Origin of the sequence: Leptothoe sp. EHU-05/26/07-4 (assembly GCF_043421015.1) — a bacterium.
Taxonomy (GTDB): Bacteria; Cyanobacteriota; Cyanobacteriia; order Phormidesmidales; family Phormidesmidaceae; genus Leptothoe; species Leptothoe turfae.
This window is the reverse complement of the sequence record NZ_JAXSQV010000004.1, coordinates 688,834-701,594: the sequence shown is the minus strand read 5'-3', so window position 1 is coordinate 701,594 and position 12,761 is coordinate 688,834. Positions and strand designations below refer to the sequence as shown.

At 46.9% G+C, this 12,761-nt stretch carries 10 protein-coding genes; 5 read left to right on the top strand and 5 right to left on the bottom strand.

What is annotated here, in order from left to right; translation table 11 throughout:
* The first annotated feature begins 273 nt into the window (after positions 1–273).
* Positions 274–1,278 (top strand): glycine betaine/L-proline ABC transporter substrate-binding protein ProX, encoded by a 1,005-nt coding sequence (proX, locus tag U2F10_RS16095; protein WP_348918188.1) that lies wholly within the window; start codon positions 274–276, stop codon positions 1,276–1,278.
* Between the two features lie 192 nt (positions 1,279–1,470).
* On the opposite strand, the gene U2F10_RS16090 is transcribed toward proX, so the two are convergent.
* Both U2F10_RS16090 and U2F10_RS16085 read right to left on the bottom strand, forming a co-directional pair.
* Positions 1,471–2,541 (bottom strand): WD40 repeat domain-containing protein, encoded by a 1,071-nt coding sequence (locus U2F10_RS16090; RefSeq protein ID WP_163667429.1) that lies wholly within the window; start codon positions 2,539–2,541, stop codon positions 1,471–1,473.
* A 115-nt stretch (positions 2,542–2,656) separates the two neighbouring features.
* Positions 2,657–3,211 (bottom strand): phosphoribosyltransferase, encoded by a 555-nt coding sequence (locus U2F10_RS16085; RefSeq protein ID WP_163667426.1) that lies wholly within the window; start codon positions 3,209–3,211, stop codon positions 2,657–2,659.
* 209 nt (positions 3,212–3,420) lie between these two features.
* On the opposite strand from U2F10_RS16085, the gene U2F10_RS16080 reads away from it, so the two are divergent.
* Positions 3,421–4,827 (top strand): MFS transporter, encoded by a 1,407-nt coding sequence (locus U2F10_RS16080; protein WP_499872723.1) that lies wholly within the window; start codon positions 3,421–3,423, stop codon positions 4,825–4,827.
* Between the two features lie 9 nt (positions 4,828–4,836).
* Here the strand turns inward: U2F10_RS16080 and U2F10_RS16075 are convergent, their stop codons facing one another.
* Positions 4,837–5,265: a HEPN domain-containing protein gene (locus U2F10_RS16075; protein ID WP_499872722.1), complete on the bottom strand. Its 429-nt coding sequence runs from the start codon at positions 5,263–5,265 to the stop codon at positions 4,837–4,839.
* A gap of 303 nt (positions 5,266–5,568) precedes the next feature.
* Here U2F10_RS16075 and U2F10_RS16070 point away from each other — a divergent pair, with 303 nt between their 5' ends.
* On the top strand, positions 5,569–7,236 hold the full coding sequence (locus U2F10_RS16070) for a serine/threonine-protein kinase (RefSeq protein ID WP_499872720.1): 1,668 nt from the start codon (positions 5,569–5,571) through the stop codon (positions 7,234–7,236).
* A gap of 117 nt (positions 7,237–7,353) precedes the next feature.
* Here U2F10_RS16070 and U2F10_RS16065 read toward each other — a convergent pair whose 3' ends face one another.
* Together U2F10_RS16065 and purM are read right to left on the bottom strand one after the other, a co-directional pair.
* A complete protein-coding gene (locus U2F10_RS16065; protein ID WP_163667415.1) occupies positions 7,354–8,184 on the bottom strand; it encodes a prohibitin family protein in 831 nt (276 codons plus the stop codon).
* 66 nt (positions 8,185–8,250) lie between these two features.
* Positions 8,251–9,315 (bottom strand): phosphoribosylformylglycinamidine cyclo-ligase, encoded by a 1,065-nt coding sequence (gene purM / locus U2F10_RS16060; RefSeq protein ID WP_163696992.1) that lies wholly within the window; start codon positions 9,313–9,315, stop codon positions 8,251–8,253.
* A 593-nt stretch (positions 9,316–9,908) separates the two neighbouring features.
* Here purM and U2F10_RS16055 point away from each other — a divergent pair.
* Together U2F10_RS16055 and U2F10_RS16050 are read left to right on the top strand one after the other, a co-directional pair.
* Positions 9,909–10,823 carry a septal ring lytic transglycosylase RlpA family protein gene (locus tag U2F10_RS16055; RefSeq protein ID WP_163696990.1) on the top strand — a complete coding sequence of 305 codons (915 nt, stop codon included), beginning with the start codon at positions 9,909–9,911 and terminating at the stop codon, positions 10,821–10,823.
* A gap of 165 nt (positions 10,824–10,988) precedes the next feature.
* Positions 10,989–12,539, top strand: a complete 1,551-nt coding sequence (locus U2F10_RS16050; RefSeq protein ID WP_163667406.1) for a bifunctional pantoate--beta-alanine ligase/(d)CMP kinase — start codon at positions 10,989–10,991, stop codon at positions 12,537–12,539.
* Positions 12,540–12,761: the final 222 nt, after the last annotated feature.

The following is a 12,761-nucleotide window of genomic DNA, read 5'->3' as shown; positions in this document are numbered from 1 at the left end:
AACCCAACCTTTGCATCAAAGAGATCGCCATAGTTACTGTATCAAACAAGTATAAACAGCAACCATTTAGATGTTTATCTCTTACAAAATGACGCCACTTAACTATCATTAAAGACGAACGAAAAGGTTAAAAACAAGTTAAGAAACCAGAGTTTTTTTCGAGGTTTATCATTAATGCAGCATATAATTAACCCCCATAACAATAACTTTATTACTTGACGAATATATCGACTAATCATGAGAGATTTATTGCTTAATTTATCAAGTTGTGTCGTGAAACCAGGGAAACGATTTTGCCCACTGTTTACGGCCCTCAGCGCTCTAACACTGTTTACTAGTTGCAGCAACGACACAAGCCAGAATGTTTCATTAGTCAGTTCAGATAACGTAATTCGTTCAGCCTATGGAACTTTAGAAGAGCTGTTTCAAACAGAGGTAATTAATATTGGCTTAGAATCATTAGGCTATAAACCAATCGCTGGTTCTGAGTTGGAATATGACGTTATTCACCAGGCTATTTCCCGTGACTACTTAGATTACACAGCCGTTCATTGGAATCCCCTCCATCGGAATTTCTTTGAAGAAAATGGAGGCCATGAAAAACTAAAACGAGTCAACCCATTAATCGATAATGCTTTACAGGGCTATCTAATTGACAAAGAAACATCGACCCAAAAAGGTATTGGTAGCTTGGAAGATCTGAGAGATCCAGAACTTGCTAAGCTATTTGATACCGATGGGAATGGTAAAGCCAACTTAATCGGTTGCCCACCAGGATGGGGATGCCGAGACGTGATCGAATCTCATCTCAACGATTACAATCTGCGAGATACTGTAGAGCACGATAATGAGAATTACTTTGCCTTGATGGAGACAACTATCAAGCGCTACAATGAAGGTAAACCAGTACTTTACTACACCTGGACTCCGCTATGGGTAAGTGGTGTGCTGGTACCCGATGAGGATGTTGTCTGGTTAGACGTTCCCGTTGTCGGTATTCAAGAAAACGCCTCTGTGATTGATGGTAAAAATCTTGGCTTTGAAGTTAATCAGATTGAAATTTTAGCCAATCGACAGTTTTTACGAGCACATCCAGACATCGCTCGATGGTTTGAACTCGTTAATATTCCCATCACAGACGTCAGCCTGCAAAATCAGCGTATGCGTGATGGAGAAAACACTCCCGCAGACATTCGTCGTCATGCAGAAGACTGGATCCGCGACAACCAAGGCACCTTTGACGATTGGATTGAAGATGCCAAACAGGCTGCCAAGTGATAAATGCAAACTAGAGAAAATCAGCTAGGTTTTCAATTTTGAGTTCTCGGCTTTAGTTGATTTCAAACTCAGAAATGAGGGTTGAATTAGAGCCTATTTTTGCGCAAAAGCGTTCTATAGCATGCTTCTTCAGAGATAATTGTCAGCACGATTGTTGGATTTATAAAATCCTTACCCCCTCCTATAAGCCTTTTAGCTTGGCAAACAGCCAGTCTTCTCATCTGTCAGTAGCCAAGTCTTTACCAAGCCATCATACCCACCACTTGCCAATATAGTGCCCTCTTGGTTAAAGGCAAGACTATACACAAATCCAGAATGGCCCCGCAAAGTGCAGCGTTCTACCGCCTGTTTCCAGTCCCATACCTTAACAGTTTCATCAAAGCTACTGCTAGCCAGCACCCCTCCATCGTCGCTAAATACAACATTAGCGACAACAAAATTATGTCCGCTTAAGGTTTGTTCAGCCACGCCGGTTGCTAAATTCCAAATTTGCACATTGGTATCATAGCTACTGCTAGCAATATATTGACCATCGGGACTAACGGCAACACCTGTTATTCTATCCGTTCCCGATTTGTAAGTTCGCACTGATTCTGAGGTCACAACATCCCACAGAGTCACCACTCCATCTTGATCGCCGCTCACTAATTCCTGAAAACTGGCAGAAGAGAATGCCAAACTGTTCACCTGTGCTCCAGAATCCACCAAGGTTGTAAATTCACGTCTCAGGTCAAGATCCCAAACTCGAATGGTGCCGTTACTGCCTCCGCTAGCGATAAGAGTGCCATCAGCGTTCACTGCTAGACTCACTATTCGACCAGAGCGACCCGTAAATATATGTTCTTCTAATCCTGTTTCAACGTTCCATACAACGATGTTGCCGTCACCTCCACCTGATATCAAATATTTTCCGTCAGGGGTAAACGCGACACTATTCACCCGCCCTGCATGGTTGAGAGTACGCTGTACTTTACCTGTATCTAGATCCCAAAGCTTAACCGTTTGGTCATAACTCCCGCTAGCGACAAGGGCTGCCTCTGGCTGCATGGCAACACTGAGTACCGTGGCGGTATGCTGTGCCAGAGAATGCTGTGTTGGCGTTGGTGCCGCTGCTATTGACCCATCCGCAGATTGTGTCGTCGTTTGAGAATAGTTTGAGTGCTGATTTAGACTCCCCCAAATTAATCCAAACACTGTTCCAATCACGCCAAGCGCCACTAAAACAATAATAGAAGGGGCTAGAAGCTGATTTCTTTGAAGCATTTTTAGTTTATTTCACTCCAATAACAACAAAAACAAACAACTTCTGCTAAAACAGCATAAAAGCCCAGACTATACGGTTTAAACCACAGTATTTTTCAGCCAAATTGCTTAATATTTATCGTTCTTTGGATTCCGCAAGGTCATCGATAGTCATCTCTTCGTACTTTTCAAAGGGTTGGTGAATCCATGGATTGGTTTCTAAATAATCAACATAATAGTCAGGCTTAATCACTGAACAGGCTTTGTACCAAAGTACGGCAGTCTTAATATCGTCAATATAGAACCCATATCGATGCTGCAACCAGCGAATGCTACGCTGCAAGCTTTGGCCTGAATCCACCAGATCATCCACTAAAAGAACATGGGTGCCAAGATTGGTGGTGGTCATACTCAAATCCCTAGAAAATGTGATTGACCCACGGGTCCGGTTGCCTTCACCGCCATAGGACGATGTGGAGAGAATAGCCAACGGTTGACCATAAATACGACAAAGAACGTCTCCAATCCGCAGACCGCCCTTAGCCAGACAGACAATCTGATTAAATTGCCATCCTGACTGATGAATAGCGACTGCTAAATTTTCAACGGCTTGGTAGTAGTCTGACCAAGACACATAAAGATCAGTATCGGTAGAAGGCCTAGTAGCTGCAAGATCTGAAGTTACGGACATGGATAACTCGGAGGAAAGGGGGGACACAAATAGGGCAATAATATAGCGTTGTTACATGGCCTGAAAGCAGCGTCTTTTCTTAAAAACGTTGCCCCACCAGGCAATGGCAGCGTACAAAGATTCTAGTGTGACGCTTGGTGTGACGATACAGTCAGGTTTGAGCCTCATTCTACAGATGATTTAATAATTTCTAGCAACCTCTCCACACTATGGAAACTTCAGGCAAACCATCGCATCCTCCAAAACTGACTTGGTCTACAAAACTGGCCTACGGTGCCGGGGATATGGGAGCGGGTCTAACCTCTAATTTATTAGCGTTTTCGTTTCTGATTTTCTTAACCAATGTTGCTGGATTAGACCCGCTCAAAGCAGGCACCGTGTTGCTGATTGGCAAAATTTGGGATGCTGTCAATGATCCAGTTGTCGGGATCTTGAGCGATCGCACCCGCACCCGTTGGGGACGACGCTATCCATGGATAGTGCTAACGGGCATTCCATTTGGAGCTACGTTTTTCCTAAATTGGATTGTTCCAGGGAGTACCAATCAAAACGTACTGTTTTGGTACTACGTTTTTGTTTCTGTGGTATTTCAGATATTTTTTACGACGACAAACTTGCCTTACTCGACCCTGACCGCCGAAATGACTCAGGATTATGACGAGCGGACAGAGCTTACATCCTTTCGACTGTCATTCTCCTTAGCAGGGGCAGTGCTAATTTTGGCGTTAGGCCTGGTGGTGGGTCAAATTACCACAGATCCCCAACAGCAATATCGCATCCTGGGCATCCTGGGGGGTGGCATTTCAATTGCAACGATCTATTGGTGTGTCTTTGGCACATTTCGGCACTCTCAAGAACAGGCAGCTTATCTCGGGAAATCGCTTAAAAACAGCGATTTTGACAACAACGGTTCATTTTTACAGCAGATAAAAATTGTTTTAAGCAATGGTCCCTTTCTATTTGTCGTAGGAATTTATCTTTTTTCATGGCTGGCGCTCCAGATTACAGCCGCCATCATTCCCTTCTACGTGACTTTTTGGATGGGAGCCGATGATTATTTTTTAGCCGCACTGTTGGTACAAGGTACGGCCATTCTGATGATGTTTATCTGCAACTTATTGGCTAAACGTATTGGTAAAAAAGGGCTTTACTTTTTAGGAGCTGGCGTTTGGACAATGGTGCAAATTGCTCTATTTTCCCTACAGCCAGGGCAACTCATGACCATGTATGGACTATGTATCCTTGCCAGTTTTGGTGTAGCCACAGCCTATGTTGTTCCCTGGTCGATTTTGCCAGATGTGATCGAACTTAATGAACTCAAAACAGGGCAACGTAGTGAAGGGGCCTTCTATGCATTTATGACTTTGCTACAAAAAATAGGGCTTGCTGTCGGTATTTTTCTCGTCAGTTTAGCGCTAGAAACATCAGGATTCGACAAAAGCTTTGCCACACAGCCAGATTCTGCACTGTGGGCAATTCGCTTTTTTATGGGACCTGTGCCCTTGATCTTACTCGTGGGTGGCATGGTGCTGGCATACTTCTATCCCATCACCAAAGCAGTCCATGCCGAAACCCTACTTAAGCTAGCTGAACGCCGTAAACAAATACAGCAGTAGGCAACACCACTAACTGCGTCGGCGAGCACCAACTTCCGCTGGCTCTGCTGGCGCCATTTCAGTAGAGAGATAATGCTTACCTAAATCTAAAAACGCGTTAGCACGATTAATGTGTTGCTTAGCATCAGCCAGGGTGGCTTTATCTGTATGAGAATAATCTGCGCGCAGTCTTGCGTTTAAGCCATCGTTTAGATACGCACTATAGGGTTGAAATAGAGGCCTTTTTTCTGAAAATTGTTCTGAAAATAGACTATTGACAGCTTCATTTTGAGTAGGTACAGCTGCAGTCTGCTCCAGGAGAAGTGCCTCAGCCACATACAACATGGCGTAATAGGCGCGAGAAATAGCAATATCGTAAAAGTGACTATGGGCTAATAGCTGAGCTGCCTTTATATTTTCCTTTGCATTTAAAAGACGTTGCTTCTGCTCAGACTTCATGAACAAGAACTCCGGAAAACATTGAAAATATCCGTCCCAGCGGACATTAAAGCATAAATTGGTCCCAATCTTAAAGATTTCTTTAAAAGATATGAAAATATGATTCTGAACCTACCACGGATAGTCAGATATATTAAGCCCCTTGCTCCCAAGAGGTTAAAACGATTGAGACATTGGGTCATATCTTGTCTAGGATTATCTTGACAGCAACCCATGGCACAGTTTTTAGGCTGTCGCTAATATCATGCACTCAAGGAAATTTTATGTTAGAGGTAATCGTGTGAAATTATACAAAGTGGCACGGTGAGCAGCATAAATTTGGTGGGCACCCGTCTCCAAAACGGAAAGTACGTCATCGAGAACGAGCTGGGACGCGGCGGTTTTGGGGTGACCTATCGTGCTATGCACCGAAGCCTCAATCAAGTAGTCGTCATTAAGACGCTACGTTGGCCAACCAATGATGCAGAAAACGATCAGCAACTGCAAAAGTTTCAGGCAGAAGCACGTCGTTTAGCTCAGTGCCAGCATCCCCATATCGTTAACGTTACTGACTTTTTTATCGAGGCGGAGCGCCCCTATCTGGTCATGGATTTTATTCCAGGGCAACCGCTATCAGAGCTTATTTTTCCCAATCGACCTTTACAGGAAGACCTAGCCTTACAGTATATTCGACAAATTGCCAGTGCATTACAAACCGTGCATGCCCAAGGCTTGCTTCACCGCGATGTGAAACCTCAAAACATCATGGTTAACCAGGGCAATGCGATTTTGATTGATTTTGGCATTGCCCGAGAACTGGTGAGTGGTCAAACCCAAACCCATACAAATTTAGTTTCTGAAGGCTACGCTCCCCTAGAGCAGTATTTGCCCAAGGCAAGACGTTCAGCGGCCTCAGATGTTTATGGTTTAGCGGCCACCCTCTACTCTGCTGTCACCGGTCAAGTGCCGGTAGCCTCTGTGGTGCGATCGCACCACCCCCTCACTCCCCCTCGACAGGTCAACGCCACTCTCAGCCCCAGCACAGAACAGGCAATCCTCCAGGGCATGGCGTTGCAACTAACTGAGCGCCCCCAGTCAATTGCCACCTGGCTAATGCTGTTACCAGCAGCCAACAAACGGGGGTTACAACCACCCACCACCCAAGCGACCCAGGTTGTGGCCCCTGGCAGCCCTTCAGGCTATGTTTCAGGTCAGGATGATTTTCAAACTGGTGCTAAGGAGAAGCAACAACAGAAACGACAGGGTCCAGGCGTTATTAAAGCATTCTTTTCTCTTATGCTCCTGGGACTGATAGCAGGTTCAGGATTTTTAGGCTATCGCGTATATATTGCTGTTCGCCAAGCGGTCAGTAATGTAAGGGACAAGACAGAAGACTTTGAAGTCTCTATGCCAGAGATTAGACTTCCCGAAGTCTCCCAACCTGAGCCAGAGGAAACATTAGCAGAAGAATCCAGCACTCCAACAGAAGTCCTTCCGGATCCAACAACTGCTGAGAGCGCACCGCCAAAACCTGTTGCCACATCGCCACGACTAATATTAAAAGACAGTGGCAATCCCAATACTGCTACACCTGGCAATGGCAGTATCGTACCCGTACCTGGCTTTGCCCCTGGCACAGCGGCAACAGCTGTTGTTAATCGCCTGGGGGAACCCACACGACAGTCTGTGTCTCCATCAGCCACAACGGCTGTATACGAGCTAGATCCAAATAGAGCAACCGTTGCCTATATATACAATGCTGCTGGTGACACTATTCAGCAAGCCGAGGCCGTCTTTGCCCCTTCTTACGATCGTTTAATCATGCGCACAGCGCTAGCAGGTATGCTCAATGGACAATCTACCCGAGAGATTGAAGGGGGGTTAGAACAGGTACGTACCGGTCAGGCAAATCAATTTCCCTTTGAGCACAACGGTTTAACCGGCAGCATCGAACGCAATGATAACGGGTTTATTCACATCCACGTGCGTTAGAAAACCGAGATCTCTCATATAAAACGAGACCCGGTGTAGAGACGTTCTATGGAACGTCTCTACACCGGGTTTGGTAATTAGGCGTAATTATCGACAACAACGTAATTACGTTCTCGCCTATTCGTTTTCCATGTTGAAGATAAAGGGTACCTGACCGCCCTTATCTCCCATAACCAACACCCTGGGCATCTGGGAACCACCGAGTTTCCAGGCTTCAATGGCCTCTTTCTGAAGCACCAGTTCACCCCCTTGGGCCTTTAATGTTTCAGCCAACAAACGCTGGGCTTCGGCGCGACCTTTGGCCCGGTTGACTTCTGCCTGGGCTTCTTGTTCAGCCTGCTGGGCTACATACACAGCTCGACGAGCACTTTGCTCAGCAATTTGCTTTTCTTCTACCGCTCGGGCAAATTCTTCTGAAAATGAGAGATCAACAACACTCGTATCAAGAATGATGATGCCGTACTTTTCTAAACGGCTACTGAGAGTATCGTCAAAATCTTCCTTTAGCTTCGTTCGTTGCGTAATCGCCTCTTCTACAGTGCGACGGGCAGCAGCAATCTTAAAGGATTCCTGGGTCTGGGGGGCAATGATCTTGGTAACTATATTGGCCAACGTTCCTTGCTTTCTGCGGATTTCCACAATATTGCTAGGATCTAACCGAAAGTTAATGGCAAATCGAGCCCGTAAATCCTGAAGATCCTTAGTGGAACTTTCAGCGGGCACTTCAAATTTCTGAACCGTAACATCGTAAACATCCACAAAAGACACCAGGGGTGGCTTGATGTGAATCCCCTCTAGCAAGGGGGCATTTTGGGCTTTCCCTAGAATGCTTAAGACACCGGCCTGACCAGGATTAATAATGACCAAAGTGCTGGTCAAAATCAGGCCGGTAATAATGGCCAAAAGTGCGATCGCAGCTGGCTGCCAGCTACCCGTCCGAGCGCTCAAAATTAGTTCCTCCGAGTGTAGATGGGGAAAATTTTTTTAGACAAAATTTTCTTTCCCCAACGTATCCTAACCTTCTGGCAACCCGGTGACCACTTTATCTCCATCAATCACAGTGCCAATTTGATAGGCGGATTGAAAATGAGCCAACGTAGCTTCGGCTTGATCAGCAGGTACAACCAGTACAAAACCAATACCCATATTGAAGGTTTTAAACATTTCAGCAGTCGCTACATTGCCAGCTGCTTGTAACCACTTAAATACCGGCAGTATGGGCCAACTATCCGCCTCTATATATATAGATTGATTTTCACCGAGGCAACGAGGCAAGTTCTCAGGAAAACCACCCCCCGTAATATGAGCCATAGCGTGAATTTCTAAGCCACTCTTCAGGGCAGCTAACACTGGTTTTACGTAGAGTTGAGTGGGTGTCAGCAACACCTCGCCCAGGGACTGACTCGCCAATAGCTCCGGGCATTCATCCCAGCCATAACCGACCGATCGATCTACGACTTGCCCACCCAAAGACTCCTGCCGGGGCGCTTCCGCCATAATTTTGCGCACCAGACTGTAGCCGTTACTGTGCACACCGCTGCTGGGTAGTCCAATTAAGACATCCCCTATGCGCACCCGAGAACCGTCTAAAATGGCACTTTTTTCGACAATACCGACACAGAATCCGGCCATGTCATACTCACCCTGGCCATAAAACCCAGGCATCTCAGCCGTTTCTCCACCTAGTAGGGCACAGCCCGACTGACGACACCCCTCGGCCACCCCTGCTACCACCTGGGTCAGCTGCTCAGGGGCCAATTGCCCCGTGGCCAAATAATCTAAAAAGTAGAGAGGTTCCGCCCCTGACGTCAGCACATCATTGACACACATGGCCACAAGATCAATGCCCACCGTATTGTGACGATTCAACATGTGGGCCAACTTGAGTTTGGTACCTACACCATCTGTCCCCGAAACCAGAACGGGCTGAGAATATCCCTCGGGAAGCTCAAAATAACCGCCAAACCCACCTAAACCACCCAACACTCCAGGACGGCGAGTTCCTTCCACCAGGCTGCGAATAGTTTCCACAAACGCACGACCTGCTTCAACGTCCACCCCTGCCTGTCGATAATCCATAGACCTTACAAGAAATAGCATCCCTTAGAATACTTGTGGACGGTGGGCAATGCCCACCCTACGCGCTAAGGGCCTCAGCCCCTAAGGGAAGATGGGCGATACCTCCAGTAGACAATGCCTAAAGACAATACCCAAAGACAATGCCCAAACCTATAGAATCTTCATGATATGTCCGTTGACAAGAACATTATTGGTCATGGAAACTAGACTTACCACGGGGACAAAGTCTAAAAACGAACTGTAAGGTTATTTGGCATCTATTAATAATCTGTAATCATTGCAAAGCCATACATAATTTTTCAAAAACTAATTAGTCTGCTAGGACAGCTAGAAAACCGTCTATAAGCCTTGGCTGTCGAAGCCTGTAACTGGCGAATGAAGAAATTGTAAAGATGTTCCGCTAGGCCATTGTCTGTTTTCCCGGTCAAAAATGCGGTTCCAAACAGCAAAATCTTCGTGATAGATTAGCTCGCGTTGCCAATTTTTATTTTGTCCGCGATGCATTGTCATCTTGAAGCTACCCTATTCAATCCATTGAATTTGCCACTTCTCGCTCTGCGATGTAGACGCATATGCCTGGTGCACTCTGATTTATGAACAAAAAGTTTATTGGTCGTGTAGCAGTTGCCACATTGCTTGCCACTGCCGTTTCGATTCCTGAACGGGTCCATGCCCAAACCTTTGATACAGGTCCCATTGGAGCGTTTGAGGTTTCAGTCAACGACCAGTCCTTGGAGTCGTCTTCAACCGATACGCTTCAGAAATTTAATCGGTCGACGACCACCGTTCGCGTTAATGCCCATGCCCATGAAAGTCGGCAAGCTGCAACGGTTTACGTTAAAGATATTCCCGTATTAACCTACATCGATTCATCTGATACAGCTGAGGTTGTATCTGGTTGGGTGCCCCTAGAAGAAGCCGCAACCAACAGGGTTATTGCTGATGCAACTCAAATGGCAGCACAGCTGGAGCAATTGAGCGATCGCAACACAGATTTCACCGCCCATTGGGATGACGGCACTTACATGGTCAAAGCTGGAGACAGCCCGCTGCTCACCTTGGGTGAAACAGTGCAGCTTTCCGATGCCACCGAAAATGACGCAGAAAACGTTCTGCAAATTACCAATCGGTTACGCCGTCTTATCGGTGATGGTGCGACAGAGCCCATTACTGAAGTCATCGGTAGACCCGAACCACAGCAAGTGGCAGCCATCCGTTCTAGCTATAGTGGCATGGCCTCCTGGTATGGGCCAGGATTTCACGGTCGGATGAGTGCCAGTGGTGAATCCTTTAACCAATACGCCATGACTGCCGCTCACCGCACCCTACCCTTTGGCACTCAAGTTCGGGTCACCAACTTGAACAATGGTCAGCAGGTTGTGGTCCGCATCAATGACCGTGGCCCTTTTAGCCGTGGGCGCATCATTGACCTCTCAGCTGGTGCGGCCAGTGCCATTGGGCTGCAAGCAGCTGGTGTCGGTCCTGTACAAGTTGAAGTGCTGCGTTAGTCTGGGTCAATCAGGTCTAACCCTATGTGGCCATGGCGACACCCAAGTGTTGCAATCATCTAGAGACAGGCTACGGGCCTATCCCTAGATGATTGTCTTAGTAAGACAACTAGGCCGTCTGCTATCGTTAAACCTTGTGTCTAAGGCGGTTGCCAGGAGACTGTCTTGCGTTTACTAAAAACGATAGAAGGATTGCGATGTTGGCTACGCAAACAGTCTGGCTCCATTGGTCTAGTGCCTACCATGGGAGCATTGCACCAAGGTCATCTCAGTCTGATTCATCGGGCACGACGCGATAATGAGTTGGTCATTGTCAGCATTTTTGTTAACCCCCTACAGTTTGGCCCCAATGAGGACCTCGCAGCCTATCCGCGAACCTTAGACTTAGATGCCAGAATGTGTGAAGCTGCTGGCGTTGACTGTATCTTCGCGCCAACAGCGTTAGACCTTTACGGGCCTAATTTTCAAGACGCTGACGCTCTGGTTACAGTTTTGCCCCCTCCCGCATTGGCGAGACCCCTGTGTGGACAGTTTCGCCCTGAACACTTTAACGGAGTCGCCACGGTCGTCACGAAACTTATTAGCCTAGTGAGACCACAGCGCTCTTATTTTGGTCAAAAGGATGCGCAGCAATTAGCCATCATTCGCCGATTGGTTAAGGACTTAAATCTGCCAGGAAGCATTATTGGTTGCCCAACTGTGCGAGAAGCGGACGGATTAGCCCTTAGTTCTAGGAATAAGTATTTAAGCGAGCAGGAACGTCAACAAGCAGTTATACTCTATCGGGGGTTAAGGAGAGCCAAAGAGAAGTTTAAAGCAGGTGTGCGATCGCAACATTCTCTCGCTTGCATCGTCTTTCAGTACTTAGAAACGGCACCCGCTGTCGCTCCCCAGTACATCGAACTGGTAAATCCATATACGTTGGCCCCCTTAGAAAAAGTTGAAACAGTTGGTATGTTGGCAGTAGCAGCATTTGTAGGGACTACACGATTAATCGATAACGTCGTTTTACGGGCACGGCGACCCATCATTGCCATTGATGGTCCCGCTGGTGCTGGTAAATCAACGGTGGCTAGGCAGTTGGCTCAGCAATTGGGTCTGCTTTATTTAGATACTGGGGCTATGTACCGTGCTTTTACCTGGTACGTTCTTGCCCAGGCATGCAACCCAGACGATGAAGTTGCTGTTGCTGACCTGCTACCTAAGTGTGAGATCAAGCTTGTTGCAACTCCTGCCGATGCAGGCCCTCACCCCCCGGAAGTCTGGGTAAACGATACATTGGTAACCCAAGCTATTCGCACCTCAGAGGTCACTGCCAACGTATCCACGATTGCCGCCCAGAGTTCTGTGCGGGAAGCGCTGGTCAAACAGCAGATGCAATATGGCCTAACCGGTGGTGTCGTGGCAGATGGTCGAGATATTGGGACCCATGTCTTCCCCGATGCTGAGCTCAAGATCTTTTTAACAGCATCCGTTGAAGAACGGGCTCGTCGTCGTCAAAGAGACTTGGCTAACCAGAACCAGCCTGTTCCTGAGCTGTCTGATTTGGCTCAAGCCATTAGTGAGCGTGACCATAAAGACAGTACGCGAGAGATTTCTCCTCTGCGCCAAGCAGATGATGCCATTGAAGTTGTTACAGATTCTCTGGCCATTGAAAGCGTCTTGGATAAGCTGTTGACCCTCTATAAAGAAAAAGTTGTCAGTGATGACGAGTAACACACACTGATAACGACTAGCCTCCTGCTCAGACCGCCCATAAAAACCAGGGGTAAATATACGTAAATTGGCTCAGATTTTCCGTCAATTTTGGCTCTAATTTACGTGTTTACGAGGAAGCTTTTACCCATATAAGCAGGGGAAAATAAAGCTAATTCTGAAGAACGCGTGCAAGGCGACTAATCATCCGAGGGGGCATTTGGATGGTTTATTTGAATCTTG

Coding starts and splice junctions, on each gene's coding strand:
- U2F10_RS16090 (WP_163667429.1), bottom strand. CDS start 2,541: ATGCTTCAAAGAAATCAGCTTCTAGCCCCTTCTATTATTGTTTTAGTG.
- U2F10_RS16085 (WP_163667426.1), bottom strand. CDS start 3,211: ATGTCCGTAACTTCAGATCTTGCAGCTACTAGGCCTTCTACCGATACT.
- U2F10_RS16080 (WP_499872723.1), top strand. CDS start 3,421: ATGGAAACTTCAGGCAAACCATCGCATCCTCCAAAACTGACTTGGTCT.
- U2F10_RS16075 (WP_499872722.1), bottom strand. CDS start 5,265: ATGAAGTCTGAGCAGAAGCAACGTCTTTTAAATGCAAAGGAAAATATA.
- purM (WP_163696992.1), bottom strand. CDS start 9,315: ATGGATTATCGACAGGCAGGGGTGGACGTTGAAGCAGGTCGTGCGTTT.
- U2F10_RS16055 (WP_163696990.1), top strand. CDS start 9,909: ATGAACAAAAAGTTTATTGGTCGTGTAGCAGTTGCCACATTGCTTGCC.